26 protein-coding genes are annotated in these 25,077 nt (G+C 47.9%); 11 read left to right on the top strand and 15 right to left on the bottom strand.

Features of this window, described 5'->3' with window-relative positions:
* Positions 1-14: 14 nt before the first annotated feature.
* The 3 genes from ACNA6I_RS08870 to ACNA6I_RS08860 all read right to left on the bottom strand — a co-directional run bounded on the left by ACNA6I_RS08870 (position 15) and on the right by ACNA6I_RS08860 (position 3,674).
* Positions 15-356 (bottom strand): P-II family nitrogen regulator, encoded by a 342-nt coding sequence (locus ACNA6I_RS08870; protein ID WP_048004356.1) that lies wholly within the window; start codon positions 354-356, stop codon positions 15-17.
* A gap of 183 nt (positions 357-539) precedes the next feature.
* Positions 540-1,889, bottom strand: a complete 1,350-nt coding sequence (locus ACNA6I_RS08865; protein ID WP_416313176.1) for an MATE family efflux transporter — start codon at positions 1,887-1,889, stop codon at positions 540-542.
* Between the two features lie 24 nt (positions 1,890-1,913).
* On the bottom strand, positions 1,914-3,674 hold the full coding sequence (locus ACNA6I_RS08860) for an alpha-glycosidase (RefSeq protein ID WP_416313175.1): 1,761 nt from the start codon (positions 3,672-3,674) through the stop codon (positions 1,914-1,916).
* Between the two features lie 316 nt (positions 3,675-3,990).
* Between ACNA6I_RS08860 and ACNA6I_RS08855 the strand changes: the two genes are divergently transcribed.
* The 5 genes from ACNA6I_RS08855 to ACNA6I_RS08835 all read left to right on the top strand — a co-directional run bounded on the left by ACNA6I_RS08855 (position 3,991) and on the right by ACNA6I_RS08835 (position 10,121).
* Positions 3,991-5,265: an extracellular solute-binding protein gene (locus ACNA6I_RS08855; protein WP_048004353.1), complete on the top strand. Its 1,275-nt coding sequence runs from the start codon at positions 3,991-3,993 to the stop codon at positions 5,263-5,265.
* A 114-nt stretch (positions 5,266-5,379) separates the two neighbouring features.
* The gene (locus tag ACNA6I_RS08850; protein ID WP_048015464.1) at positions 5,380-6,666 is read left to right on the top strand and encodes a carbohydrate ABC transporter permease; all 1,287 of its coding nucleotides are present in this window, start codon (positions 5,380-5,382) and stop codon (positions 6,664-6,666) included.
* A gap of 1 nt (position 6,667) precedes the next feature.
* Positions 6,668-7,504 (top strand): sugar ABC transporter permease, encoded by an 837-nt coding sequence (locus tag ACNA6I_RS08845; protein ID WP_048004351.1) that lies wholly within the window; start codon positions 6,668-6,670, stop codon positions 7,502-7,504.
* A gap of 38 nt (positions 7,505-7,542) precedes the next feature.
* Entirely contained in the window at positions 7,543-9,087 is a 1,545-nt protein-coding gene (locus ACNA6I_RS08840) for an alpha-amylase family glycosyl hydrolase (RefSeq protein ID WP_048004350.1), read from the top strand.
* An 11-nt stretch (positions 9,088-9,098) separates the two neighbouring features.
* A complete protein-coding gene (locus tag ACNA6I_RS08835; protein WP_048015466.1) occupies positions 9,099-10,121 on the top strand; it encodes a LacI family DNA-binding transcriptional regulator in 1,023 nt (340 codons plus the stop codon).
* Positions 10,122-10,175: 54 nt separating this feature from the next.
* Here ACNA6I_RS08835 and ACNA6I_RS08830 read toward each other — a convergent pair whose 3' ends face one another.
* From ACNA6I_RS08830 to ACNA6I_RS08810, 5 genes are all read right to left on the bottom strand, one after another.
* Complete coding sequence (locus ACNA6I_RS08830; RefSeq protein ID WP_048004348.1) at positions 10,176-11,039, bottom strand: SDR family oxidoreductase; 864 nt, start codon at positions 11,037-11,039, stop codon at positions 10,176-10,178.
* An 85-nt stretch (positions 11,040-11,124) separates the two neighbouring features.
* A complete protein-coding gene (locus ACNA6I_RS08825; protein WP_252266382.1) occupies positions 11,125-12,489 on the bottom strand; it encodes a CoA-disulfide reductase in 1,365 nt (454 codons plus the stop codon).
* Between the two features lie 70 nt (positions 12,490-12,559).
* Positions 12,560-13,051: a YajQ family cyclic di-GMP-binding protein gene (locus ACNA6I_RS08820; protein ID WP_416313174.1), complete on the bottom strand. Its 492-nt coding sequence runs from the start codon at positions 13,049-13,051 to the stop codon at positions 12,560-12,562.
* A 148-nt stretch (positions 13,052-13,199) separates the two neighbouring features.
* A complete protein-coding gene (locus ACNA6I_RS08815) occupies positions 13,200-13,331 on the bottom strand; it encodes a DUF3941 domain-containing protein (RefSeq protein ID WP_148794838.1) in 132 nt (43 codons plus the stop codon).
* Between the two features lie 52 nt (positions 13,332-13,383).
* Positions 13,384-14,232 (bottom strand): DegV family protein, encoded by an 849-nt coding sequence (locus ACNA6I_RS08810; protein WP_416313173.1) that lies wholly within the window; start codon positions 14,230-14,232, stop codon positions 13,384-13,386.
* A 175-nt stretch (positions 14,233-14,407) separates the two neighbouring features.
* Between ACNA6I_RS08810 and ACNA6I_RS08805 the strand changes: the two genes are divergently transcribed.
* Positions 14,408-15,253, top strand: coding sequence for a YitT family protein (locus ACNA6I_RS08805; RefSeq protein ID WP_048004546.1), 846 nt, complete (start codon positions 14,408-14,410; stop codon positions 15,251-15,253).
* Between the two features lie 39 nt (positions 15,254-15,292).
* Here ACNA6I_RS08805 and ACNA6I_RS08800 read toward each other — a convergent pair whose 3' ends face one another.
* The 3 genes from ACNA6I_RS08800 to ACNA6I_RS08790 form a co-directional block, all read right to left on the bottom strand.
* The gene (locus ACNA6I_RS08800) at positions 15,293-15,472 is read right to left on the bottom strand and encodes a DUF3813 domain-containing protein (RefSeq protein WP_159129555.1); all 180 of its coding nucleotides are present in this window, start codon (positions 15,470-15,472) and stop codon (positions 15,293-15,295) included.
* A 1-nt stretch (position 15,473) separates the two neighbouring features.
* Positions 15,474-15,617 carry a hypothetical protein gene (locus tag ACNA6I_RS08795; protein WP_162838955.1) on the bottom strand — a complete coding sequence of 48 codons (144 nt, stop codon included), beginning with the start codon at positions 15,615-15,617 and terminating at the stop codon, positions 15,474-15,476.
* A gap of 105 nt (positions 15,618-15,722) precedes the next feature.
* Complete coding sequence (locus ACNA6I_RS08790; RefSeq protein ID WP_048012960.1) at positions 15,723-16,532, bottom strand: Cof-type HAD-IIB family hydrolase; 810 nt, start codon at positions 16,530-16,532, stop codon at positions 15,723-15,725.
* Positions 16,533-16,682: 150 nt separating this feature from the next.
* Here ACNA6I_RS08790 and ACNA6I_RS08785 point away from each other — a divergent pair, with 150 nt between their 5' ends.
* Together ACNA6I_RS08785 and ACNA6I_RS08780 are read left to right on the top strand one after the other, a co-directional pair.
* Positions 16,683-17,456, top strand: a complete 774-nt coding sequence (locus ACNA6I_RS08785; protein ID WP_048012961.1) for a prolyl oligopeptidase family serine peptidase — start codon at positions 16,683-16,685, stop codon at positions 17,454-17,456.
* Positions 17,457-17,522: 66 nt separating this feature from the next.
* Positions 17,523-17,831, top strand: a complete 309-nt coding sequence (locus tag ACNA6I_RS08780) for a metal-sulfur cluster assembly factor (protein WP_048004341.1) — start codon at positions 17,523-17,525, stop codon at positions 17,829-17,831.
* 41 nt (positions 17,832-17,872) lie between these two features.
* Here the strand turns inward: ACNA6I_RS08780 and ACNA6I_RS08775 are convergent, their stop codons facing one another.
* Both ACNA6I_RS08775 and ACNA6I_RS08770 read right to left on the bottom strand, forming a co-directional pair.
* The gene (locus ACNA6I_RS08775) at positions 17,873-18,556 is read right to left on the bottom strand and encodes a Crp/Fnr family transcriptional regulator (RefSeq protein ID WP_416313172.1); all 684 of its coding nucleotides are present in this window, start codon (positions 18,554-18,556) and stop codon (positions 17,873-17,875) included.
* Positions 18,557-18,606: 50 nt separating this feature from the next.
* On the bottom strand, positions 18,607-19,425 hold the full coding sequence (locus ACNA6I_RS08770; RefSeq protein ID WP_048004340.1) for an undecaprenyl-diphosphate phosphatase: 819 nt from the start codon (positions 19,423-19,425) through the stop codon (positions 18,607-18,609).
* 176 nt (positions 19,426-19,601) lie between these two features.
* Here ACNA6I_RS08770 and ACNA6I_RS08765 point away from each other — a divergent pair, with 176 nt between their 5' ends.
* Together ACNA6I_RS08765 and clpB are read left to right on the top strand one after the other, a co-directional pair.
* Positions 19,602-19,781: a YjzC family protein gene (locus ACNA6I_RS08765; protein WP_048004339.1), complete on the top strand. Its 180-nt coding sequence runs from the start codon at positions 19,602-19,604 to the stop codon at positions 19,779-19,781.
* A gap of 122 nt (positions 19,782-19,903) precedes the next feature.
* Positions 19,904-22,489, top strand: a complete 2,586-nt coding sequence (clpB, locus tag ACNA6I_RS08760) for an ATP-dependent chaperone ClpB (protein ID WP_416313171.1) — start codon at positions 19,904-19,906, stop codon at positions 22,487-22,489.
* 310 nt (positions 22,490-22,799) lie between these two features.
* Here the strand turns inward: clpB and ACNA6I_RS08755 are convergent, their stop codons facing one another.
* Positions 22,800-23,348 (bottom strand): winged helix-turn-helix domain-containing protein, encoded by a 549-nt coding sequence (locus ACNA6I_RS08755; protein WP_148794842.1) that lies wholly within the window; start codon positions 23,346-23,348, stop codon positions 22,800-22,802.
* 170 nt (positions 23,349-23,518) lie between these two features.
* On the opposite strand from ACNA6I_RS08755, the gene ACNA6I_RS08750 reads away from it, so the two are divergent.
* Entirely contained in the window at positions 23,519-24,787 is a 1,269-nt protein-coding gene (locus ACNA6I_RS08750) for an MFS transporter (RefSeq protein ID WP_416313170.1), read from the top strand.
* A gap of 59 nt (positions 24,788-24,846) precedes the next feature.
* Here ACNA6I_RS08750 and ACNA6I_RS08745 read toward each other — a convergent pair whose 3' ends face one another.
* Positions 24,847-25,029 (bottom strand): DUF2929 family protein, encoded by a 183-nt coding sequence (locus ACNA6I_RS08745; protein ID WP_048004335.1) that lies wholly within the window; start codon positions 25,027-25,029, stop codon positions 24,847-24,849.
* Between the last annotated feature and the right edge of the window lie 48 nt (positions 25,030-25,077).

Below are 25,077 nucleotides of genomic sequence, written 5' to 3'. Positions count from 1 at the left end.
CCAATAATGTTTTTTTACAGAACAGCTTGCTTTCCTCTTTCTCCAGAGCGGATACGGATGACTTCTTCAACAGGATAAATGAAGATCTTTCCGTCTCCGACTGTGTTGGTGCTGCAGTATTCCACAATGAGATCGACAATATCTTCTACTTGTTCATCATCAACAACCATTTCAACTTTGATCCGGGGGACCAGCTTGATTTCGAATTTGTTGCCCCTGAATATCCCCTGTTTCCCTTTTTGCTTGCCGCAGCCGGCTGCTTCCGATACGGTCAATCCACTGAATCCCCTTGTGCTGAGTGCTTCACGTAAATTGATGAATGCCTCCGCTCGAATGATGGCTTCCACTTTTTTCATTTTTTCGCCTCCTGAAATTTGATGTTAGTTTTTATGACATGAATAAGTTATATGAACTATCATATTCAGAAAATATAAAAAGTTCAAGTGTTAATTTCGTATGTAAGCGGTTAAATGTAAAAAAACTTCACATAAATTTTTCGGCATCAAAAAACCTCCCCTTTTTAAAAGGGAGGTTTTGGGTTAAACGGCCTTTTCATTCCGTACAAATCCTTTGTGAATCCACGTTCTGGCACGCCATCGCCTCAGCATGAGGAGCCCCCTGAGCCATTCGTCCGCAATGAAGGAGATCCAGACCCCGACGAGTCCGAGCTCCAATGTGATGCCGAGAACATAAGAGAGGGGTACTCCGACCCCCCACATTGAAGCGATGCCGAGGTAGACAGGGTACTTAACATCACCTGCTGCCCTCAATGCATTGATGACCACGAGATTGAAGCTTCTCCCGGGTTCCAATAAGAGGGTGAGATAAATGAGAACTTTCGCCGATGAGATGATCTCCGGATTGGAAGTGAAGATTCCCAATAATGGTTCTGCTGCGATCGAGACAACTCCTGCCATACACAGTGATATGACAATGGCGATCTTGAGACTTTTTAGGCATCGTGCGTAGGCGTTCTCGTATTCCCTGGCACCAATCATATGGCCGATCATGATCTGTGTACCTTGACTGATGGCCACGCTGAAAAGAAAAATGAACATCATCAGGTTCTGTGCGTATACTTTGGTGGTCAATGCATAGGTTCCGATACTCACGATGAAGTAGGTGATCACCATCTGAGAGCCGTTGTATGACAGTTGTTCACCGGCTGATGGAATCCCGATCTTCAGCAGATTCTTCATATGACGGACAGGGATGTGCCCCAGCTTGTTCAACGGCAGGGCTGAAGGGATGCGCTTCTTGATGACAATGATGCTTACGACAAGGCCGATGAAGCGGGAGGCGATGGTGGAGATCGCCACGCCTTCCACTCCAAGGACCGGTAAGCCGAATGGGCCGAATATGAATAGATAATTTCCTGCTACATTCAGGATGTTCATGCCGATGGTGATGTACATAGCGTCTTTTGTATATCCGTAACTCCTTAGGATTGCCCCCGCCGTCATGATGAGGGCCTGGATGAAGATGAATCCTCCGACGATCCTGAGGTATCCGGATGCTTCTTCCATCAGTTCCCGGGGAAGCCCCATGATATCCAGGATGCCTTTGCCGGTAAACAAAAGGATGGCACTCAATAGCACTCCGAATGCAAGGTTCGTGACAAGGGAGACGAGGGCGACTTCACCGGATATGGCATGCTCTTTGGCTCCGAGGTGCTGGGCCACCAGGATCGCCGTGCCGGTTGCGATGAAACCGAACATCACGATGATGAGGGAGAGGATCTGATTCGATACCCCGACGGCTGCAACGGAACGATCTGAATATTGACTGAGCATGAGGGTATCGGCATTCCCCATGAGCATATGAAGAAGGATTTCAATGAAGATCGGCCACGTGAGGGCAAACAAGGTCATTCGTTTTTTTGTGTCCATACTGACTCCTTACATAGAGATACCTTAAAACTTGATGATGGCGAAACCGTATGCTTCAAGCGTTAATTCGATGCTTTCCGCTTCTGCGGTGAACTCTTCCCCGGTAAGTATGTTCATGAGGGGGACGCCTTTCAATTCGAATGGAATCGTGAATTCCAAGTCGGTGTCGGAACAATTCAATACCACGAGGATCGTCCTGTCACCGTCCGATTTCGTAAAGGCCACATGGCGGTCCTCTCCGGCAGCCGGAAGGAAGCTGAAAACCCCCTCATTCCTCAGGAGATCGTATTCCTGGCGGAGATAGGTGAGTTTTTGTACATGTCCATGAAGGTCGAGGTCTTGCTGTCCTTCGTCCCATGGGAAGCATTTGCGGCATCCCGGATCCTGTCCGCCCGTAAGTCCGATCTCATCCCCATAATAGATACATGGGGTTCCGGGGGAGGTGAGCATGAAGGTATACAGCAACTTCAGCTTCCTGACATCTTCCCTGCATTCCGTTAAAATCCGCGGGGTGTCATGGCTTCCCACGAGGTTGAAGTTGACCTCGGTCACAGTCTGGGGATACATATTCATGACGGTGGTCATGTTCTCAACGAAGGTTTCAGGAGAAATGGCTTCGTGGGCAAACAGCTTCAGAATGTTTGTGGTGAAGGGATAATTCATCACCGCGTCGAATTGATCGCCCCTCAGCCATGCCATGGAATCATGCCATATTTCTCCGAGGATATATAGGTCAGGCTTGATGGATTTCACGGCATGGCGGAAGTCTCTCCAGAACTGGTGGTCCACTTCGTTGGCAACATCCAGCCGCCAGCCGTCGATATCAAATTCCTCCACCCAGTGACGCCCGACGTTCAACAGATATTCCTTGACATCCGGGTGTTCCGTATTCAGCTTCGGCATCGATGCCTCAAAGGCGAAGGTATCATAATTGGGAGGGTTCGACTCGGGGTTCACCGGGAAATCGTGCAAATGGAACCAATCCTTATAAGGAGATTCTTCACCCTTTTCCAGTACATCTTGAAATGGACCGAAATGATAGCCGCTATGATTGAACACTGCATCGAGCATGACCTTGATACCACGCTCATGACAGGCATCTATGAGTTCCTTCAAGGTCTCTTCCGACCCGAAGTGGGGATCGATCTCCATATAATCGGTTGTATCATATTTGTGGTTAGAAGGCGCTTTAAAGATCGGGGTGAAATAGATGCCGTTGATCCCCAACTCCTTTAAATAGTCTATGTGGTCGATGACGCCCTGAAGGTCGCCTCCGAAAAAATGATCGGGGGCCGGTTCTTCTGCATTCCATTCCAACGTGCCGTCGGGATCGATGGAATGATCCCCATTGGCAAAGCGCTCGGGGAAGATTTGATACCAAACTGTATCCTTCACCCATTCCGGTGCGCTGAACACATCAATGGCATTAAGGAAAGGGAAGCAGAAATAGTCGCCGATTTCAGAGGAGGGTCCATCACTGAACCCTTTTTCTCCATAGAAAATGTTTTCCTCGCCGTCCGAAAGGAGAAAACCATATCGAAGCCGTTTGAAGGATGGGGTGACGGTGGCCTGCCAGTAATCAAAGAGTTGATCACTGCCGGCAAGAGTCATGTCACGGTCGGTATATTGCCATTCTCCATCGCTCCAATCGTAGGGGTCACCGTGCAAAAGACGGATGGAGTGGATGTCGCCCCGTTTCGTCCGGATACGGATGTGCAGGTCTGTTTCAGTGCAAGCGTATGCATATTGATCTCTTGGTTGGTGAAAAATGGCTTCAAGGAACATGGCTTTTCCTCCTTTTATGAATTCCACTAAAGAGTATTCCAATTATAGGAGGTTGTCAATTATGTAATGATATAGAAAAGTTTTTAATAAAAAGGTATTGTCAAATGGGCGTTACTTAGTATAATGAAAGTAGATTGTGCAATCGCTTTCACAATAAAAATGTAAACGTTATCTTATATCGGGTGATCGTAAATCATTTATGGAAATCCGATAGGGGAAGCCCGGGGACCATACATAGATTCCAGGGGAATATTCCTGTTTTTGTGCAAGCGGTTGTCCACATTCGGAAATTGACAAACCATTAGGAGGGGTCAGGGTGAAGAAAGTCGTTTCGTTATTCATGGTCTTGATGCTGGTAGCAGGGGTATTGGCTGCATGCGGTCCGAACAGAGAAGAAGGAGCATCCGGAGACGGAGGCAAGAAAGCGGAAGATAAGGATAAGCCTGAAAAATTGGTAATCTGGGAAGATGAGAAGAAATCCGGATGGCTGGATGAAGTCGGTAAGAAGTTCACGGAAGAAACAGGAATCGAGCTTGAGGTGAAGGAAGTCGAAATGGCTTCTAAAATGAAAGAGCAGCTGCGTCTCGATGGACCAGCAGGTACGGGTCCTGATGTCGTGACATTCCCACATGATCAAATCGGGGAACTTGCCCTTGCCGGCCATATTGCGCCACTTGAAGTGTCTGATGACGTCAAGAAGCGTTTCACAGAGTCTTCCATCCTTGCAGAAAGCTATGATGGTAAGCTTTATGGCCTGCCTAAATCGTCTGAAACACCAGTATTCATTTACAACAAAGAGTTGATGAAAGAAGCACCTGCATCAATGGATGATGTGTATTCGTTCGCAAAAGATTTCACGAAAGATGGCAACTATGGATTCCTTGCACTATGGGATAACTTCTACTTTGCCCACGCACCGATGGGTGGATACGGTGGCTATGTGTTCGCTGAAAATGACGGAGCCCTTGATCCGAAAGATCTTGGACTGAATAACGATGGAGCAGTAGAAGGAACGGAATATATTCAGAAATGGTACAAAGAAGGGTTATTCCCTAAAGGGATCATCGGTGAAAACGGTGGATCCGCCATGGACGGATTGTTCAACGAAGGAAAAGTGGCATCTGTCATGAACGGACCATGGTCCTTCCAGGGGTATAAGGATGCGGGGATCGATATCGGTGTAACAGCGATGCCGAAGCTTCCGAACGGTGAGCCGATGAAAACGTTCATGGGTGTTAAAGGATGGCATGTATCCGGCTATTCCAAGAACAAAGAATGGGCACAGAAATTCGTAGAGTTCATCACAGAAGATGAGAATGCAAAATATCGTTTTGAACAAACACAGGAAGTACCGACAAATGAAGGCTTGATCAATGATTCTGCGATTGCTGAAAATGAAGGCGCTAAAGCTGTTGCCGAGCAGTCCAAATACGCTGTACCGATGCCGAATATCCCTGAAATGGGTGAAGTCTGGGATCCGATGGCCAAATCACTGCAAACAGTCGTGACCGGCAAGCAGGAGCCTAAAGCGGCCATGGATGCTGCGGTCAAGCAAATCGAGGATAACATCAAAGCCAACCATTCTAATTAAAGAGAGTGGCGGCACCTGTCTGCAGGTGCCGCCATCCTTTTCAAGAGCTTTCTAAGCAAATAGCCGCCGGTTTAGAAAGCTCTTGAAGCATAAAGATAAAAGGGGGAGTTCAGGATGGATCAATCCAATCCTACTACTAAACATAGAAAAACGGCACTGGCCCTATCTCTCATTCCCGGCCTTGGCCAGCTCTACCATCGTCAATTCCTGAAGGGGGTCTTCTTCCTCATCATGACCCTTTCCTTCATCCTGGTGTTCAAGGATCTCATATCCTTAGGGCTCTGGGGCATCACGACCCTGGGCACCGATGTTTCCTACGGAGACCATTCCATCTTCCTCATGGTATATGGCATTTTGGCCATCATTGTCATCTTATTCGGAATCGCATTCTATCTGTATAACCTGAGGGACGCTTATAAGAACGGAATCAAAAGGGACAATGGAGAGAAGATCGCAACGATCCGCGAACAGTATCGGAACCTTGTGGATAATGGATTTCCGTACCTTATCATGTCACCGGGGTTCCTGCTTCTGATCTTCGTGGTCATTTTCCCGATCATCTTTGTCATCCTGCTGGCATTCACGAACTATGATCTTTATCACTCTCCGCCTGCAAAACTCGTAGATTGGGTGGGTATCCAGAACTTCGTCGATATCTTCAAGATCGATATCTGGCGTGAAACCTTTGTGACGGTCCTTGCGTGGACGCTGGTCTGGACCCTTGGCGCCACGACCCTGCAAGTGGCTCTTGGAATCTTCCTGGCCATCATCGTGAATCAAAAAGATCTGAAAGGGAAAGCCATCATCCGTACGGTTCTCATCCTGCCGTGGGCCATCCCGGCATTCGTCTCCATCCTCGTCTTCGCCGGGATGTTCAACGAATCATTCGGTGCCATCAACCGTGATATCCTCGGCTTCTTCGGGATTGAAGGACTCCCATGGATGACAGAGCCGCTATTCTCACGGATTGCCCTGATCATGATCCAGATGTGGCTTGGTTTCCCGTTCATCTTTGCCATGACGACGGGAGTACTCCAGTCGATCCCGGATGAATTGTATGAAGCTGCGACCGTGGACGGTGCTTCTGCCGTACAGAAGTTCAAGAATATCACACTGCCGCTTGTCCTGTTTGCAACGGCGCCGATCATCATCACGCAGTACACATTCAACTTCAACAATTTCAACGTCATTTATCTGTTCAACGGAGGCGGTCCGGCACTGACAGGGCAAAATGCCGGCGGTACCGACATCCTGATTTCATGGATCTATCGATTGACCATGACATCTGCGCAGTATTCGAAGGCAGCAGCCATCACGCTGCTCCTGTCCATCATCGTCATCACAGTGGCCATCTGGCAGTTCAAGAAGACGAAATCATTCCAGGAAGAGGATATGATGTAAAATGAAAAAACAAAAAATCATCCGGTTGACCCTATCGTACCTTGTCATTGGCATCATGTTCGCGGTGATTCTCTATCCTGTCGCATGGATCATCGGTTCCTCGTTCAATCCCGGGCAGAGCTTGTCCGGTTCGAGCATCATCCCTAAGAATGCGACCCTTGCCCATTATAAAGAGCTTTTCAATCTGGAAGAAAGCAACTATATGCTCTGGTATTGGAATTCCTTGAAGGTGAGTCTCTCGACCATGGCCCTGACCGTGTGCCTTGTGAGTTTGACGGCCTATGCCTTTTCCCGCTACCGCTTCGTCGGACGGAAAAATGGCCTGATGGCTTTCCTCGTCCTGCAGATGATTCCGAACTTTGCAGCCCTGATTGCCATTTTCGTCCTGGCGCTTTTGACAGGACTCCTTGACAGCCATCTCGGACTTATCCTCGTTTACGTCGGAGGACAGATCCCGATGAACACGTGGCTGATGAAAGGGTATCTCGATACCATCCCGAAGGAGCTCGACGAATCGGCAAAGATCGATGGAGCAGGACATCTCAGGATCTTCCTGCAGATCGTCATGCCCCTTGCAAAACCGATCATCGCCGTCGTGGCCCTGTTTTCGTTCATCTCTCCGTTCGCAGACTTTATCATCGCAAGCATCCTGCTTCGTTCAGAGAAGATGTATACGCTTCCTGTGGCACTATATGATATGGTCGCGAAGCAATTCGGGGCGGAATTCACGACCTTTGCAGCAGGCTCCGTACTGATTGCTGTTCCAATTGCCCTACTTTTCCTTTTCTTCCAGAAATACTTCGTTTCAGGATTGACGGCAGGGGGCACGAAAGGATAATCTTATAGGCGTTACTAACATTTGGAGGAGGAGCGGAGATGAAAAGAAGAGTGTTATCTCTCATTTTAGTCCCGTTTCTTCTTTTTTACGCCCATCCGGTAGGTGCAGCTGAAAAAGAAGAGCGAATGTGGCAGGATGAATCGATTTACTTTTTGATGGTGGACCGGTTCAACAATGGGGATTCAAGCAATGACAAAAATGTGGACGCCAATGACCCGCTGAGTTATCAAGGGGGAGATTTCCAGGGGATCATCGATCGCTTGGATTACATTCAGGAGATGGGCTTCACAGCCATCTGGCTCACCCCGATTTTTGAGAATCAGCCTGGGGGTTACCATGGATATTGGACCACCGACTATTATAAGACAGAAGAGCATTTCGGCTCGATCGAGACGTTTAAAAAGCTTGTGGAAGAAGCGCATAAACGCGATATGAAGATCATCCTCGATTTTGTCGTGAACCATGTCGGACCGGAGCATCCGTGGGTAACGGATCCTGCCAAAGCAGACTGGTTCCATGAAAAGCAGACGATGAATTTCGAAGATGAAGAAAGCGTTAAAAATGCATGGTTATATGACCTGCCCGATTTGAATACAGAGAATCAGGAAGTGAAGGAATACCTGATCGATGCCGCTAAATGGTGGATCAAGGAAACCGATATCGATGGGTATCGCCTCGATACCGTAAAGCACGTACCGAAGGATTTTTGGGAGGACTTCACGAAAGAAGTGAAGGCGGAGAAGGATGATTTTTACCTTTTAGGCGAAATTTTTGACACGGATCCTGAAAAGATAGCAGAGTACAATGGCGTGGGGATCGACGGATTCGTCAATGTACCGCAGGCGGAAGAAATGCGGCAGGTATTCAAGAAACCCGATACATCCATGGACCGCCTTTTCAATTTCTGGGGATACAATCAGACCTTTTATGAGAACCCTTACTTGATGGGTACCTTCATTGATAATCACGATATGAAACGGTTCACGCGATTGATGGTGGAAGAGAAGGAGTTCCCGGGGACGAGGTGGAAGCTCGCACTTACCTATATGTATACAACGCCTGGCATCCCGATCCTTTACTATGGTTCTGAAATTGCCGTCGATGGGGGAGAAGATCCTGATAACCGGAGGCTGATGAATTTCCGGGCCGATAAAGAACTCATCGATTACATCACCCGCCTTGGGGAGCTGCGGAAGACCGAACCCGCCCTCACAAGGGGAGAGATTGAAAACGTATACGAAAATGACGGTATGGGGATCTACAAGAGGACCTATAAAGATCAGACCCTGCTGATCGCGATCAATAATACGACGGAAACACAAACGATCGATCTGACGGAAGACCAGTTGGAAGCAGATCAAGAGCTGAAGAGTCTTCTTACAACGGATCTTGTCAGGAGCGATGGTGACGGAACCTATAAAATCGTCCTTGACCGTGAGGAATCGGAAATTTATGAGCTCAAGAGTAAATCCGGGCTCAATATCCCGTTCCTGGTCGCCCTTGGAATCGTTTACGTATTATTCATGGTATTCCTATATGTAGTGAAAAAACGGGGTAAAAAGATAAAGCATCAGAAAGAATAGAGGTGGAATACATGGCGATTACCATAAAGGATGTGGCAAGGCTTGCGGACGTCGCTCCTTCGACGGTTTCCCGCGTCATTGCCAATAATCCAAGAATCAGTGAAAAGACGAAGAAGAAGGTGAGGGAAGCCATGACCGAGCTCGGATATCACCCTAACTTCATCGCCAGAAGCCTCGCCAATCAATCGACACAGGTCCTGGGTCTGGTCATGCCCGGGTCCACGAGCACATTCTCACAAAATCCATTCTTCCCGACCGTATTGAGGGGACTCAGTGAAGGCGCACATAAGGAACAATACGCCCTGCAGATGTCCACGGGTCAGACAGAAGAGGAAATTTACGAAGGTATTGTACAGATGGTCCAGGGAGGAAGGGTGGACGGGATCGTCCTTCTATACTCCCGGGTGGAAGACCGGGTGATGAACTATCTGAGGGAAAGGGATTTTCCTTTTGTGATGATCGGGAAGCCTTACAAATATGCCGAAGAAATCACCCATGTGGACAATGACAATTTCCGGGCGACAAAAGAAGTGACTGAGTATCTGTTGAATCTCGGTCATACGTGCATTGGATTCATCGGTGGAGATCTGAATCTGGTAGTGACGGTCGAGCGTCTATTGGGCTATGAGAAAGCGCTGGGTGAGGTCGGGCTTGAGCTTCATGATGACTACATCATCCATGAGGAATTCCTTCTGGAAGGCGGCCGCGAAGCGATCAATGAGCTGATGCAGCTCGATGAACCACCTACGGCCCTGGTGGTGGCAGACGATCTGATGGCCCTAGGGGTACTCAATACCCTGGATGAGATGGGGATCTCGGTGCCGGATGATATCTCCATCGTCAGCTTCAACAACGTCTTGCTGGCGGAGATGTCCCGTCCACCCCTGACCTCGGTCGATATCAACATCTTCAAGCTTGGGAATGAGGCAGCGAAGAATTTGATTCAGAAGATCAAAGATCCCCTGGAGCCGGTGAAGCGGATCATCGTTCCTCATTGCATAGTCGAAAGGCAATCGTGCGCGCGTAAGAGATGAAGGCGGGCAAGCAAAAAGGCATTCCGATCGGAATGCCTTTTTGCTTTGGTTCTGTCATCCGTTCACGATCATGCCGCCATTGACATGAATCATTTGACCTGAAACGTAGGTGGAGTCAGAGCTGGCGAGGTATACGTAAGCCGGGGCAAGCTCGAATGGTTGTCCCGCTCTTCCCATCGGTGTATTGCCACCGAATTGTGAAACCTTTTCCGAGGTGAAGGTGGAGGGGATCAGCGGCGTCCAGATCGGCCCCGGAGCCACACCATTCACCCTGATACCTTTTGAAGCGATATTGTCGGCAAGGGAACGGGTGAAACTGACAATGGCCCCCTTGGTGGCCGAATAATCGATCAGATCCTTACTGCCTTTATACGCGGTGATGGATGCCGTATTGATGATGGAAGCCCCCTCTTTCAAGTGGGGAAGTGCAGCGCGGGTCACATAGAACATGGAGAAGATATTGGTCCTGAATGTGCGCTCCAGCTGTTCATCATCGATCTCTTCAAGCCCCGCTTGTGGATGCTGTTCAGCAGCATTGTTCACGAGAACGTCCAGTTTGCCGAAGCGGGAGATCGTCTTTTCCACAAGCTCTTTGCAGAAATGGGAATCCCCGATATCACCCGGGATGAGCTCACAGCTGACGCCTTCCGCTTCTACGAGCTCTTTCGTTTTTTGTGCGTCTTCATGTTCATCCAGATACGAAATGACCACATCGGCTCCTTCACGTGCGAAATACCACGCAACTGAACGTCCGATTCCACTGTCTCCTCCAGTGATAAGGGCTACTTCCCCTTCCAGTTTGCCACTGCCTTTGTAGTTTTGATCGGTATGGATCGGCTGTGGGTTCATTTCATCGATTGTACCGGGCTGGTGATCCTGATGCTGAGGGGGGAATTGCTGATTTTTTTGTTGGGACAATGAAAACACTCCTTCTTGATATTTAGTAACATGGAATAGTGTTTACCCAACCTTTGGAAATCATAACGTCTACTGTACAGATTTTTCACTTGCAAGATTCCGGTCGATCCATTTCAGCCTCAGCCTTATAGCCGACCATGTTCAACAGTCCTTTTGGTGAAGAAAATGGTGGGGCGTAGCACGTTTCGATTTCCTGAAGTCCTGTGATGGTGATGCCCCCGTATATGGCGGTAGCGAGGATGTCGATTTGTTTATCGGTTTTTTCTTCGCCGATGACGCTCCCACCGTAGATTTTACCGCTGCCGGGATCGAAGTGGACACGTATGTATAGATCCTTTGCTCCGGGGTAGTAGGCGGCATGGGATTTCCCTTTATGGACAATGGTCTTGAACCGGTAGCCCTTCTTTTTCAATTCCTTTTCCCCTAGACCTGTGGAAGCGACGTGGAGATCAAAAACTTTCGCGATGGCCGTTCCGAGCATCCCGTGGAATGGCACGGAATCCCCTGTGATATGTCTCGCGATGACATAAGCCTGACGATGGGCGGGCCATGCGAGGGGCACCTGCTTAGGGGCGTGATCGATGAAATCGATGGACTCGACGGCGTCCCCGACACAGTAGATGGAAGGGTCGTCGGTTTGCATGAATTCATTCGCCTTGACTCCCCCCGATTCACCTAGAGATAGCCCGGCCTGTTCTGCGAGGGAGTTGTTCGGTTTGATCCCGACTGCAAGGAGCAGGCAATCTGCCTGGATGATCTTACCGCTATCGAGTTTAAGCTGATCAGGTCCCGCCACTTCTTGCAGCCCATCGTCAAGAAAAACATCGACTCTGTTTTCCTCGAGGTGCTTCTGGACGATTTCAGCCGCTTCAGGGTCAATGATATGGATGAGCTGGGGAGAGCGCTCCACCACTGCTACGTTCATGCCTAGTCCTGAAAGGTTTTCCGCCATCTCCACCCCGATGTAGCCTCCGCCGATGATGGCGCAGGAAGTCGGCTTTTCTGTGGTAAGGTATTGCTTCATTCGGTCCATGTCCGCTACCGTCCGCAGATGGAAGGCAGGGATCTGCTCTAGGCCCGGAATATCAGGGAGGATGGAGGAGGCACCGGTGGCAAGAACCAGTGCGTCATAGGTCTCTTCATAATCCTCATTGGTGGAATGATTGCGAATATGTAAGGTTTTATGGTCCCGGTCGATCTTCAATGCCTCATGCTTCATCCTGACATCCAGCCCTTTTTTGGTTTGAAGGGATTCAGGAGTGGCGGCGAACAGGCTTTCACGGTCCTTGATCACATCCCCGAGATAATAGGGCATCCCGCAGGCGCCGTAAGAGAGGTGGTCGGTTCTTTCAAGGACGATGATTTCCATTGTTTCATCCAGCTTCCTGAGCTGGGATGCCGTGGTGGCACCGCCTCCGACTGCACCGATGATGATCACTTTTTTCGTCATGTTCTACCTCCTAAAATAAAAAGTCCGATGGGTTTATGATACCCATCGGACAGAGAGAAGAAACGGGGGATCAGCGGAAGTTCACAAACTGGACGTCGATGGAGAGGTCGGCTCCCCTGACGGCTGCCATGATCTTCTGCAGATCATCCTTGCTTTTCCCCGTAACCCGGACCTGGTCATCCTGCACCTGGCTTTTGACCTTCACGCCGGATTGCTTGATGAGCAGATTGATTTTTTTTGCATTTTCCTTATCGATTCCCTGTACCAGCTTGGCACGCTGACGCACGGTACCACCGGAAGCACCTTCAAGCTTGCTGTAGTCGAGATTCTTGACAGGCACATTGCGCTTGATCAGCTTTACAAGCAGGACATCTTTCAGTTGGTTCATCTTGAACTCATCATCCGAAATCAGGACGAGCTCCTCCCCGTCAAGTGTGATATCGCTTTTGCTCCCTTTGAAATCATAGCGTGTCTTGACTTCCTTCAGTGCAATTTGAATCGCATTGCTTACCTCAGACATATCAACCTGTGAAACGATATCAAATGAATTTTCTTTTGCCATATGTAAATCCCTCCGTATATGCATGATTCTTTTTCTCTTATTAAAATACCACCTGGGCCGGTATAAAGTACAGGATATTCCCCTTATGGGATGGATTTCTTGAATGATCGGCAACAAAAAAGCCGCCTTAGAATAAGGCGGCAGCTGATCAAAGATGATCGGTTTTTTTGGAAAATTGATGTTTACCTGCTTCTCTGTTCTTTTCTTTCAGCTTGTTCTTTTTTTGAAGCAGGGCGTTATTGTCCCTGGCTTTCTTCTCGTTATCTGATGTATGTGACATGATAAACCCTCCTTTCCCTTAGTATGGGCAGGGTGGGGAGGAATATGTCTGATCAGTTCAAGAAATAGATGGCGAGGGTTCCGGTGCCTGTATGAGAACCCACGGCACATCCAATAATATTGATGGTAACGTCCTTAGGAGAGAAACGCTCTTCAATCATCGCTTTCATCTCTAGGGCAAGCTCTTCATCATCTCCATGTGAAATGCCGATTGTCTGTTGGGAAAGGTTGTTTCCGCGTTCTTCCATCAGATCGAGGATGCGCTTCAGGAGCTTCTTCTTCCCGCGATGTTTTTCAAGTGGCACGAGTTTACCATCTTCCACATGAAGAAGGGGCTTAATATTCAACAGCCCTCCAAGGAATGCAGAAGCTTTTGATACACGACCGCCCTTGGCGAGATATTCCAAGTCTTCGACGGTGAACAAATGCTCCATATGCTCCACATGGTAGCGTGCCGTTTCCAGGATTTCATCCTTGGTGCCGCCGGCATGGAGTACTTCAGCAGTCTTGATGACCGACAGTCCGTATCCAAGGGATGCGCTCTTGGAATCGATGATGGTCAAATCAAGATCAGGATACTCTTCCTTCACCTGATCCCTGATCATCACCGCTGTCTGATAGGTCCCTGACAGTTGGGAGGAGAAGGCGATGTAGACACCTGCATCTCCTGATTTGGCCAACTCTGTGAACGTCCTCAGGAACACATCGGGTGAAACCTGGGAGGTCTTCGGAACATGACCTTCGCGGATTTTATCAAATACTTCCTTGGGCTGGATCGTGACAAGGTCCTCGTAATCATGTCCGTCAATATGTACCTGCAGTGGAAGCAGTTCTATGTTGGGTTGGTCGAAGAAAGTTACCGGCAGGTCGCTGGCACTATCAGCAAAAAGTTTTACGTTCATATCTATCACCTTTTTTCGTTATATAGGTTTAGTCTAGCTATTTTTCAGTAAAAGCACAATCCATAGTTATTCAAATTCCTGTACATAAGGATCATGTGCAAGGGGTTTAGCTATGATATAGTGTGGAACATAAGGAACAATGACACTTGCCGAAGGAGTTCGATTCATGAAGAAAATGCACGTTACCCTGGAAGCGAAGAAGTTTTTTGTTGTATTGGTAGGGGCAGTCCTCGGGGCTGTCGCCATGAACTTCTTCCTGATTCCTGCTAATGTATATGCAAGTGGATTCACTGGTATGGCTCAATTATTATCCAGCCTCCTGAAGGAATTCACACCGTTTCACCTGTCTACAGGTATTTTATTATTCATACTGAACATACCCGTCACCATCTTGGGATGGATGAAGGTGGGTAGGTCCTTTACGATCTACAGCTTCGTCTCGGTTTTCCTCACTTCATTCTTCCTTGAAGTCATCCCTGTGGTGGAGCTTTCACCCGATATCCTTCTCAATGCCGTATTCGGAGGGGTCATTGCAGCAGTTGGGGTCGGTCTCACCCTGAAATACGGTGCTTCGACCGGAGGGATGGATATCATCGCCATGATCCTTTCCAGGTTGAAGGACAGACCGGTCGGAACCTATTTCTTCATTATGAATTCAATCATCATCGTTTCTGCGGGCTTTTTGTATGGATGGGAAAAATCTCTTTATACGCTGGTGACGCTTTATGTGACGACCAGGGTCATCGACGCCATCCATACGCGGCATGAAAAGCTTACCGCTATGATCATCACGAAAAGGACACAGGAACTGAAGGACGCCATCCATGCGAAGCTTGTGAGGGGGATTACGACGGTACCGGCCAAAGGGGCATTTTCCGGGGAAGATAAAGAAATGCTCATCATCGTCATTTCCAGATATGAGCTGTATGAACTGGAGCATACCATCAAGGAAGTCGATCCCCAGGCTTTTACGAATATCGTCCAGACGACGGGGGTATTCGGTTTTTTCAGGAAAGACTAAACAAAAGGGCAGCCGTTCAACGGCTGCCCTTTGCATTTCTTACGATAAGCGGTTCAACTCATCCTGCATGGAGTGAAGCTGCTTTTTCTCCTCGTTATTCGAGTTTGCAAATGCGGAGGAGAGGGCATTTTTCGCTTTCTGTATCGCCTGTGGATCCGTTTGAGAGCCACAGGCTTCCTCTACTGCGGTCCGGGCCTGTCGGAAAAGTGGATTTGCCATGTTACAGACCTCCGTCGTAAGGAGTATTGGAAAGCTTCCTTGCTTCTGCCTCGGCATAAGTCAAATGGTATGGAATGCGTTCATCATGTTTGGAGACCGCATTTTTTCCTTGCTGTACAAAACGCTTGGATTTGTTCCTTCCCATCCTAACCACCCCTTATCGAAGTTGGAGCACCCTTCGGATGCTCCTGATTAGTATGGCTGAAATCCGGCGAATTACGTGAGCAAGTATTACCCTCCATTGCCAGGATTACAATCCAAGATGCCTTTCGAGGAATCTTCCTATCCCATCGTCTTGATTACTTTCCGTGATATGATTGGCAAGGTCTTTAAGGGGATCAATGGCGTTCCCCATGGCCACACCCGTTCCTGCATATTGGATCATTTCAAGATCATTATCTTCGTCTCCGAAAGCGATGATGCGGTCTTGTGGAATCTGTAGGCTTGAGGCTACCTTTTCGATGCCGACTGCTTTATTCAGGCCGGTTTTGACGATTTCGATGATGTGCCAAGGGGCGGCCCAGCGGCGGTGATCGATCAGTTCCGCATGGACGTCATCAAGGTGGGATCGAATCTCGGGAACATCGTGTTCGTCAGCATGGATCAGCATGGAAGTGGGGTGGTCTTTCAATACCTGACGTATATCACCGGTAGAGATGGATGGATTCCCCATCATGAATACATCGATGATTTTTTCATCATGATAGTGAAGGTACACATCATCCTTCACTTCCGCGACGATATTCTGGAATTTGAAGCCATGACAGGCATCAATGATCTGCTTGGCTGTTTCAAGGTCCATCGGCTCATGATGGACCCCCCAGGAAGGGTCCTCCGGGTGATGGACGAATGCCCCGTTAAAGTTGACAATCGGAGTCGTGAGTCCCATCTGCTTATAGTAAAGCTCACTCGCGCGGAATGGCCTGCCTGTGGCGATCATCACCTCATGCCCATTTTTCCTGGCTTTATTGAGGGTCTCCAACGTGCGTACGGATATTTTCTTTTCATCGGTAAGCAAGGTTCCGTCCAGGTCAAGGACGATAAGATGTTTTTCTTTCATATTCACTAATCCCCCATCTATATGTTCTCTAGTTGTAGTGTACGCATAAGGCAGCATACTTGTCCACTGCACGGAAGGCCAAATAATATACATGCCCCTTCCACTAGGATATCATAGGAAGGAAGCCATACCCGGAAGGAGCGGACGATTGTGATCATCGTAGAGAATAATGCCATTGAAGAAATCCCTTTTCTTCATCTGGTCAAAGAAGAATACCGTAATGAAGCGTTGCCGACATGTTTTTTCGTACATGGATTCACCAGTGCGAAGGAGCATAATCTGCACTATGCATATTATTTAGCCGAGAAAGGGTTCAGAGTGATCCTGCCCGACTGTCTGGAGCACGGGGAGAGGGGGACCGGCAAGACGGAATATGAGCTGGGCAAAAGATTCTGGAACATCGTCATTCACACGATCAGGGAATTGAACACCCTCAAGGAGGCCTTTGCCCGGGATGGGCTCATTGATGGGGAGAGGATCGGTCTTGCCGGAACGAGCATGGGAGGAATCGTGACCCTGGGTGCCTTAACTCAATATGAATGGATCAACAGTGCCGTATCCCTCATGGGAAATCCCTCCTATGTGAAGCTTGCGCAGGCCCAGCTTGGCCAGCTCGAAAAAATGGGTTATGACAATCCTTTCACCGAAAAGCAGGTTGAAGAGATCCTTTCTGAGCTGGCTAGATTCGACCTCAGTCTGCAACCGGAAAAGCTGAACGGCCGTCCACTCATGTTCTGGCACGGGAAAAATGATAAAGTGGTACCGTTCCAACTTACATATGAAGCGTATACGGAACTCCTCCCTTTCTATGAAGGACGAGAGGATCGACTGGTCTTCCTTGAAGATCAGAAGGCCGATCACAAAGTCAGCCGCGACGGTGTCCTGAAGCTCGTGGACTGGTTTGAGGACCACCTGATGGCGTAAGCTTTTGTCATATGGGACAGAATTTGTTAAGATGAGTTAAGAATACGGACAGATAGGAGTGATTGTGTGGATCAAGATCTGAAAGACAATATGATGGGCGCCCTTGAACAAGTGGTGGACCCTGAACTTGGAATAGACATCGTCAATCTCGGATTGGTATATGACGTGGAGCTGGATGAAGAAGGAACGGCCACCGTTACGATGACTCTGACCTCCATGGGATGCCCCCTTGCAGGGACCATCGTGGATCAGGTTAAAACAGCACTGCGTGATATCCCGGAAGTAAAGGATACCGAAGTGAATATCGTATGGAACCCACCTTGGAGCAAAGACAATATGTCACGCTACGCCAAGATTGCATTGGGAATCCGTTAAACGTCCCATAAGAAAAGGGCCTGCACATAGCAGGCCCTTTTCTAGTTGATTTGACAAACGCATTGGGGGCATTGATCGCAATCAATCGTTTCTTTCAGTCGATCCAGTTTATGAATGGTGATGAAGCCTTTGTTCATGGTAATCACACCGTTATCCTTGAGGTCGTGCAGCATCCTGTTCACCACTTCTCTCGAGGCACCGCAGAAATCGGCGAGATCCTGATTGGTGAGGCTGATACCGATGAGGATACCGTCTTCCCGGCGATCTCCGTACGTATTGCTCAAACGGATCAAGGTGGAATAAAGGGCGCCTTTTTTTCCATGAAGAAGGAGATCACGGAATCTTGACTGGTCTTTCCGCTGCTGAAGCTGTGACCACATCATCCATTCCCGGTTCCTCACCCTATCGTCCACAAGCGCTGCTTCGAAGTCGGTGATGGGGAGTGAGAGGAGGAAACAGCGATCCATCGCCCTGGCGCTGACCGAACAGGAAGAATCCCCGCAGAACAAATCAATTTCTCCTACAACATCCCCTGCTCCAACAATACGAAGGGCCAGTTCACGTCCGCCGGGTGTAGATCTCGTCACCTTGATATGTCCTTCCCTGATGAAGAACAAGTGGCCTGGGGCTTTTCCTTCAAGAAACAGGTAGCTTCCTTTGGATATTTCATATGGAAGGCCTTCCTGTATGAACATCGCTTTGATCGAATCAGGTATATGTTCCACATCCTCACACCATTCCGTTCAGATAGTTACAGGATATTCCTTTTTGTAAATTATAGAAGGGAAAAGAGTGTCACGCCGCCGCCTACAACGAAGCAGTAGATGGCGAACACTTTCAGGTTGCCTCTTGCCATGATGCCCATGAACCATCTTAATGCATAGTAGGAGGCAATGAGTGAGGCCAGGAATGCAACGATATACGGTACGGCCAGCTCCCCTAAGTTAGGGTCGTTGATCAGGTCTTTGATGCCGAGCAGCATGACACCGAACGATACAGGTATGTATAAAAGGAAGGAGAATCGCAGTGCTGTTTCGGGCTTCATGCCCCGTCCCATGGCAGCGACGATGGTGGCACCTGAACGACTGATACCCGGGATCAGTGCGACTGCCTGTGCAAGTCCGACGATGATGGCATCCTTCACATTAAGGTCCCCGTCATTTTTTCTTCCGCGCAGGTTACGGATAAGCCAAAGGGCGATACCCGTAATGATCAGGGTGATTCCCACTGTGATGATCCGATCAGAAACGAGTGCCTCAATATCATCACCGAACAGGACACCGATGACACCAGCAGGGATCGTCCCGACGATTAAATACAGGATGAATTTGAAGTCGCGGGTATTTTCAGGGGACTTCGTCTTGAAGTATCCGAGCCCGTTAGCAATCAGCCTGTAGATATCTTGGCGGTAAATGATGAGCACTGCCAGGAGCGAGGCTGTGTTGACGAGTATTTCAAACGTTAATGAAGTGGTCTTGATATTAAAGAAATGTTGAATAATTTGAAGATGTCCACTGGATGAGATCGGGATCGGTTCAGTCAGCCCTTGAATGAGCCCGAGTACCAGGTACTTCAGTATCAGAATAATATCCATTTACTTTCCTCCAAGCAAAAAAATTCACACTTATTCATTTAACACCATTGGGCAAAAGACTGTAAAGGGAATTTCCAGAATCGAAAAGAGATTGACATATTTCTGACAGGTATGAATGCCCCCTGTATGTTGAAAAATAGAAGCGAAGCACATGCTTCACAAAAGGAGGGGTCATTATGGGACAGCGCAGACACTTCAAAGGTGGAGAAAAAGCACCCAATAATGGGATATACATTGAGATCGGTGAAACCGGTAGTACCGTCAATCACCCGAAGCAGGCTAAACTGAAAGCCGGGGATCGTTTCCCTGAGACGACAAACGACGATCGCCACTGGACGTATGCCAGGAAGCCGTAATGATAGGGGATGGGGCATCTGCTCCATCCTTTTTTGTGCAATCACGGGCTTTTATTTTCCAATAGGGAAGGAACGAGCTATAATAAAGAAAAGGTCAAGAATGGTCAAGGAGGAGTGAGTATATGAATTTTGATCAATTCACCGTTGCGATCCAGGAAGGGCTCGTGGCGGCAGGAGAACTGGCAAAGGAAAAAAAGCATACAGACATCCTGGTGATTCATGTGTGGGATCGTCTGCTGGAAGGCCCGGACAGCTTTTTAGCCTCTCTCTATGCCAGGTTGGACCTCGACAGTTCCGGGCTGAAAGAGTTTATACAGTCCAGGATCGACCAGATCCCCGAAGTGCAGGGAGAGAATATTCCCTATGGACAATACTTTGCAGGTGATATTCGTCGTCTCCTTGATGATGCCAACCATCTAAAGGATAAATGGGGGGATGAATACATATCGACGGAACATCTTGCTGTCGGGATCTACCGACAGCAAGATCATCCCATTACGCGTTTTTTACTTTCAAAAGGAATCGATCAGCAATCGATCCAAGATCAAGTAGAATCCATCAGGGGAGGGGACAAGGTGAAAGATCAACATGCTGAGATGAAATACGAGGCCCTTAAGAAGTATGGCAGGGATCTTGTGGAAGAGGTGCGATCCGGAAAGCTCGATCCCGTTATCGGACGAGATGGTGAAATCCGTCATGTCATCCGGATCCTATCGCGGAAAACCAAGAATAATCCCGTTCTCATCGGGGAGCCCGGTGTCGGGAAGACAGCCATTGTAGAAGGACTTGCTCAGCGGATCGTCCGTAAAGACGTTCCGGAGGGATTGAAGGATAAGACCATCTTTGAACTGGACCTGAGCTCACTCGTAGCAGGGGCGAAGTTCAGGGGAGAATTCGAAGAGCGATTGAAGGCGGTACTGAAAGATGTGAAAAAAAGTGAGGGAAGGATCATCCTCTTCATCGATGAGCTGCATACGATTGTCGGTGCAGGCAAAACCGAAGGCGCAATGGATGCGGGAAATATCCTTAAGCCCATGCTTGCCAGGGGAGAACTTCACTGTATCGGCGCGACGACGCTCAATGAACATCGTACGTATATTGAAAAAGACCCTGCCCTTGAACGACGCTTTCAGCAAGTGCTTGTAGAAGAACCGACCGTGGAAGATACGATTTCGATCCTCCGTGGACTGAAGGATCGCTTTGAAATCCACCATGGTGTCAATATACATGACCGGGCCATCGTAGCGGCTTCGATGCTGTCTGACCGCTACATCACCGATCGTTTCCTTCCGGATAAGGCCATCGATCTTATTGATGAAGCCTGTGCCATGATCCGAACCGAGATCGATTCGATGCCTACAGAGCTCGATGAAGTCACCAGGAAGGTGATGCAACTTGAAATCGAAGAAGCGGCTCTGGTGAAAGAAAAGGATGCGGCTTCCCTGGGAAGGCTTGACTCGATCAGGGGGGACCTTGCCAGCCTGAAGGAAAAGCTGAACGGCATGAAGATGAAGTGGGAGCAGGAGAAAGCAAGTATCGCCATCGTCCAGGAAAAACGTGAGGAGCTTGAAAAACTGCGCCGGTCCCTAGAGGATGCGGAAAATCAATATGATTTGAACAAAGCAGCGGAGCTCAGGCATGGGAAGATCCCTGAAGTTGAAAAAGAGCTTGCCGGTCTCGAGGCAAAAGCGCTGAAGGAAGAAGAGGGACGTTTGCTGAGAGAAGAAGTCACGGAAGAAGAGATTGCAGGCATTGTGGCCAGGTGGACGGGAATCCCCGTAACGAAATTGGTGGAGGGTGAAAGGGAAAAGCTCCTGAAACTCGATAGCATCCTTCATGAGCGGGTCATCGGTCAGGATGAGGCGGTCGGTCTGGTGACAGATGCCGTTATCCGGGCAAGGGCAGGAATCAAGGATCCCAATCGTCCCATCGGATCATTCATCTTCCTCGGTCCTACAGGTGTAGGAAAGACCGAGCTCGCTAAAACCCTTGCCCAGACCCTGTTCGATAGTGAAGATCACATGATCCGCATTGATATGTCAGAGTACATGGAGAAGCACGCAGTCTCAAGGCTGGTCGGGGCTCCTCCCGGGTATGTAGGCTATGAAGAAGGAGGACAGCTAACAGAAGCCATCCGCCGGAAGCCATACTCGGTGGTCCTCCTCGACGAAATCGAAAAAGCGCATCCTGAAGTGTTCAATATCCTCCTTCAGATGCTCGATGATGGAAGGATCACCGATTCTGCCGGAAGAACCGTCGACTGCAAGAACACCGTGATCATCATGACCTCAAATATCGGCTCAACCCACCTGCTTGAACGCAATCACGGGGAAGAAGAGATCAGTGAAGATACGAAGGAGCTTGTCATGGGGCAGCTAAGGGCTTCATTCCGACCGGAATTTCTGAACAGGGTGGATGATATCATCTTATTCAAACCCCTAAGCATCAACAATGTGAAAGGCATCATCGATAAGCTCTTCAAGGAGCTGCAAGAGAGGGTAACAGAACAGGGGCTTTCATTGGAGATCACGGATGATGCCAAGTCCTTCATTGCCGAATCGGCCTATGATCCCGTGTACGGAGCACGCCCATTGAAACGCTTTTTGCAAAAAGAGATTGAAACAAAACTTGCCAGGGCCATCATTGCAGGCGAGGTCACAGGAGAAGTGATGGTTGAGAAAGGGGAGCAGGGTCTGACGATCACGTAAGGATGGTTGAAAAAAGTCCTATTTAATCATGACCAATATCAGTATAAGTTTTTAATACCGCTAATGATTTCCATGCAAGACTTCGCTTTCCGCGGGTAGCCCGTGAGCCTCCTCGGCATGCCTGCGGGGTCTCACATTAGCTACTCTCCCGAAGGAGTCTTCGTCTTGCATTCCAATCAACCGCTGGAAACAATGACATTTGAATTTCGTAAAACAAATTAAAAACCCGAACTCCTTTGCCTAGTGGTATGCAAAGGAATTCGGGTTTTACTATGACTAAAACACTTATGTCCCAGCCTCTTTATATTATTCATTCTGAGCGAGCATCATCTTTGTACGTAAGGACAATGAATTTATAGTCCGAACTATTACTTTTGGGAACCTCTTTAGATGATCGTAGATTAATCGTTTTTAATATTTCTTCATTGATATGCTCCCACTCTTCCAAAGTGAGGTTCACGATTTGTTCACTATACTTAGCATTTGAATGGATTGGGGGAGGATCTGAAGATAAATCTTCCTTCAATAAATTGATTCCTTGATTCATATTGAATAATGCTTTTGTTAAAAGTTTTTCATGATATTCCATGGCCACTTCTCCTTCGAATGTCATGGATGCATCACGAAGGTGGCTTGATGTGTAGTACTTCTCAATGATATTACCGACAAGTTTTTCTTTTTCAATCGTCATTAACCCAAGGTTTACTAATTTTTGGATGTGGTAGTATAGCCTCGACTGCTTTTCATTTAATTCTTTGGCGATTTCTTTCACTGTTTTGCTTTTATGTTTGACTGTATCAATGATTGCCTCCAGTTTTGGATCAAACAATGCTTTGGCAACGTCAGGGTTCACCATCATACTTCACCTCCGTCTCATCATATCAAATAAACCGGGGCAGAGGAAAAGTTCCTGCAGTAACGCTAACAAAGACAGAAAAATAATAAGAATAAATGGAAAAAACTGAATTTCTTATTTACAAATATTTTTTATCGTTTAAAATTATTTTAACGTATAAAAAATATTAAAGGGTGATTCAGTTGATATCTTTGTTAAGGAATACGTCCTATCGTCGTTTATGGTTCTCTCAAGTGGTGTCTTTGCTTGGTGATGGGATTACCCGTTTATTGGTCTTGTATCTGGCATCAAAATTGACCTCAAATCCTATGATCTTCAGTTTTATCCTCATTGCCGGTTACTTACCGGGCATGTTGGGGGGAGCCTTCGTCGGTCCGATTGTGGATAGGTATGATAAAAGGATGATTATGGTCTGCTCTGATTTGTACAGACTGGTCATCGTGCTCCTGATGATAACGGCACAGACCTCTTTATCCTGGCTGGTGGTGCTGATTTTTTTGCAAGGGGTAGGGAACCTGTTTTTTGAACCAGCTAAAACGGCCCTTATCCCGAGCTTGATAAAAAAAGAGTCCATACCTGACGCGGTGGCATTTTCACAATCTACATTCATGGTGATGGCAATCATTGCACCTTCCATAGGGGGGATTCTGTTACTGAGCAAGGAATATTCCCTCATATTTCTACTGGATGCAGCTACATTTATGCTTTCGGGGCTCATCCTCTTATTCTTAAAGTCGAGAAGAGGAGAATCGGCAGAGGAAGAAATGGTGACCAAAGACACATACAGGGAGTCTCTGAAGCAAGGGGTAAACATCATCAGAAACAATCCGTTTTTAATCGGACTTCTCTTTTTGATCACCATTGGTATATTTGTAATGGGAGTGATTAATGCAAATATTTATGCCATTACACTAAACATATATAGGTTGAATGAAGTTCAATTCGGGACACTGGAATCACTCGAAGGGATCTTTGGGGTAGCAGGTTCACTTGCAGTCCCTTTCATAATGAAAAAGTGCAGGAACAATACGCTGCTTATGCTTACGTTTGGATTTTTGGGGATTATGGCGCTATTGACGATTCCTGTTTATGAGGCTCATAGGATCCTTCCATTCTTACCGCTGTATATCTGGATGTGTATGACATCATTTTGCAGTCCCTTTCTCAATGTCCCGCTCAATAGCATGCTCATGCAAAGAGTGCCTGATAAGGTATTGGGGAGGATATCAGGAATCATGGGCACAATGATAAATTTCAGTATACTATCCGGACTGCTACTAGGCGGGTGGGCGGCCGCTGCCATTGGTCCGATATGGACGGTTACATTGGCTGGATTCCTACTGCTCGTCATCAGTATTACTTTTCCATTCACGAAATTTTACGGCGAGTTGGTTGCACCGACCGCTCAAGTCGAAAGTACGGAGGGATCGCCAGCACTCTGAAAATAAAAAAAGCCTGTAGGCGGTCGTCTGAAATTCAGACCCGGTCTACAAGCTTTTTTTTAATGATCCTCAACAGGTTCGTTAGGAAGGATCAATGTTACGATATAAGCAAGGATCGTGACGGCGACGGATAAGATCAACCCTTGCATGAAATCGAATTTTCCGCCACTCATGTTTGCTACAACATAAGTCAGCATCTCGGTCAGTGCAAATGCCCAGAAGAACATCCAGAAAAATCTCACGGTTACACCCCGTTTCTATATGATTGGCTGAAGCAGCCTATGTAAACA

Origin of the sequence: Rossellomorea sp. FS2 (assembly GCF_047915635.1) — a bacterium.
Taxonomy (GTDB): domain Bacteria; phylum Bacillota; class Bacilli; order Bacillales; family Bacillaceae_B; genus Rossellomorea; species Rossellomorea marisflavi_A.
Note: the sequence above shows the minus strand (reverse complement) of the source record. Positions and strands in the feature narration are given on the sequence as shown.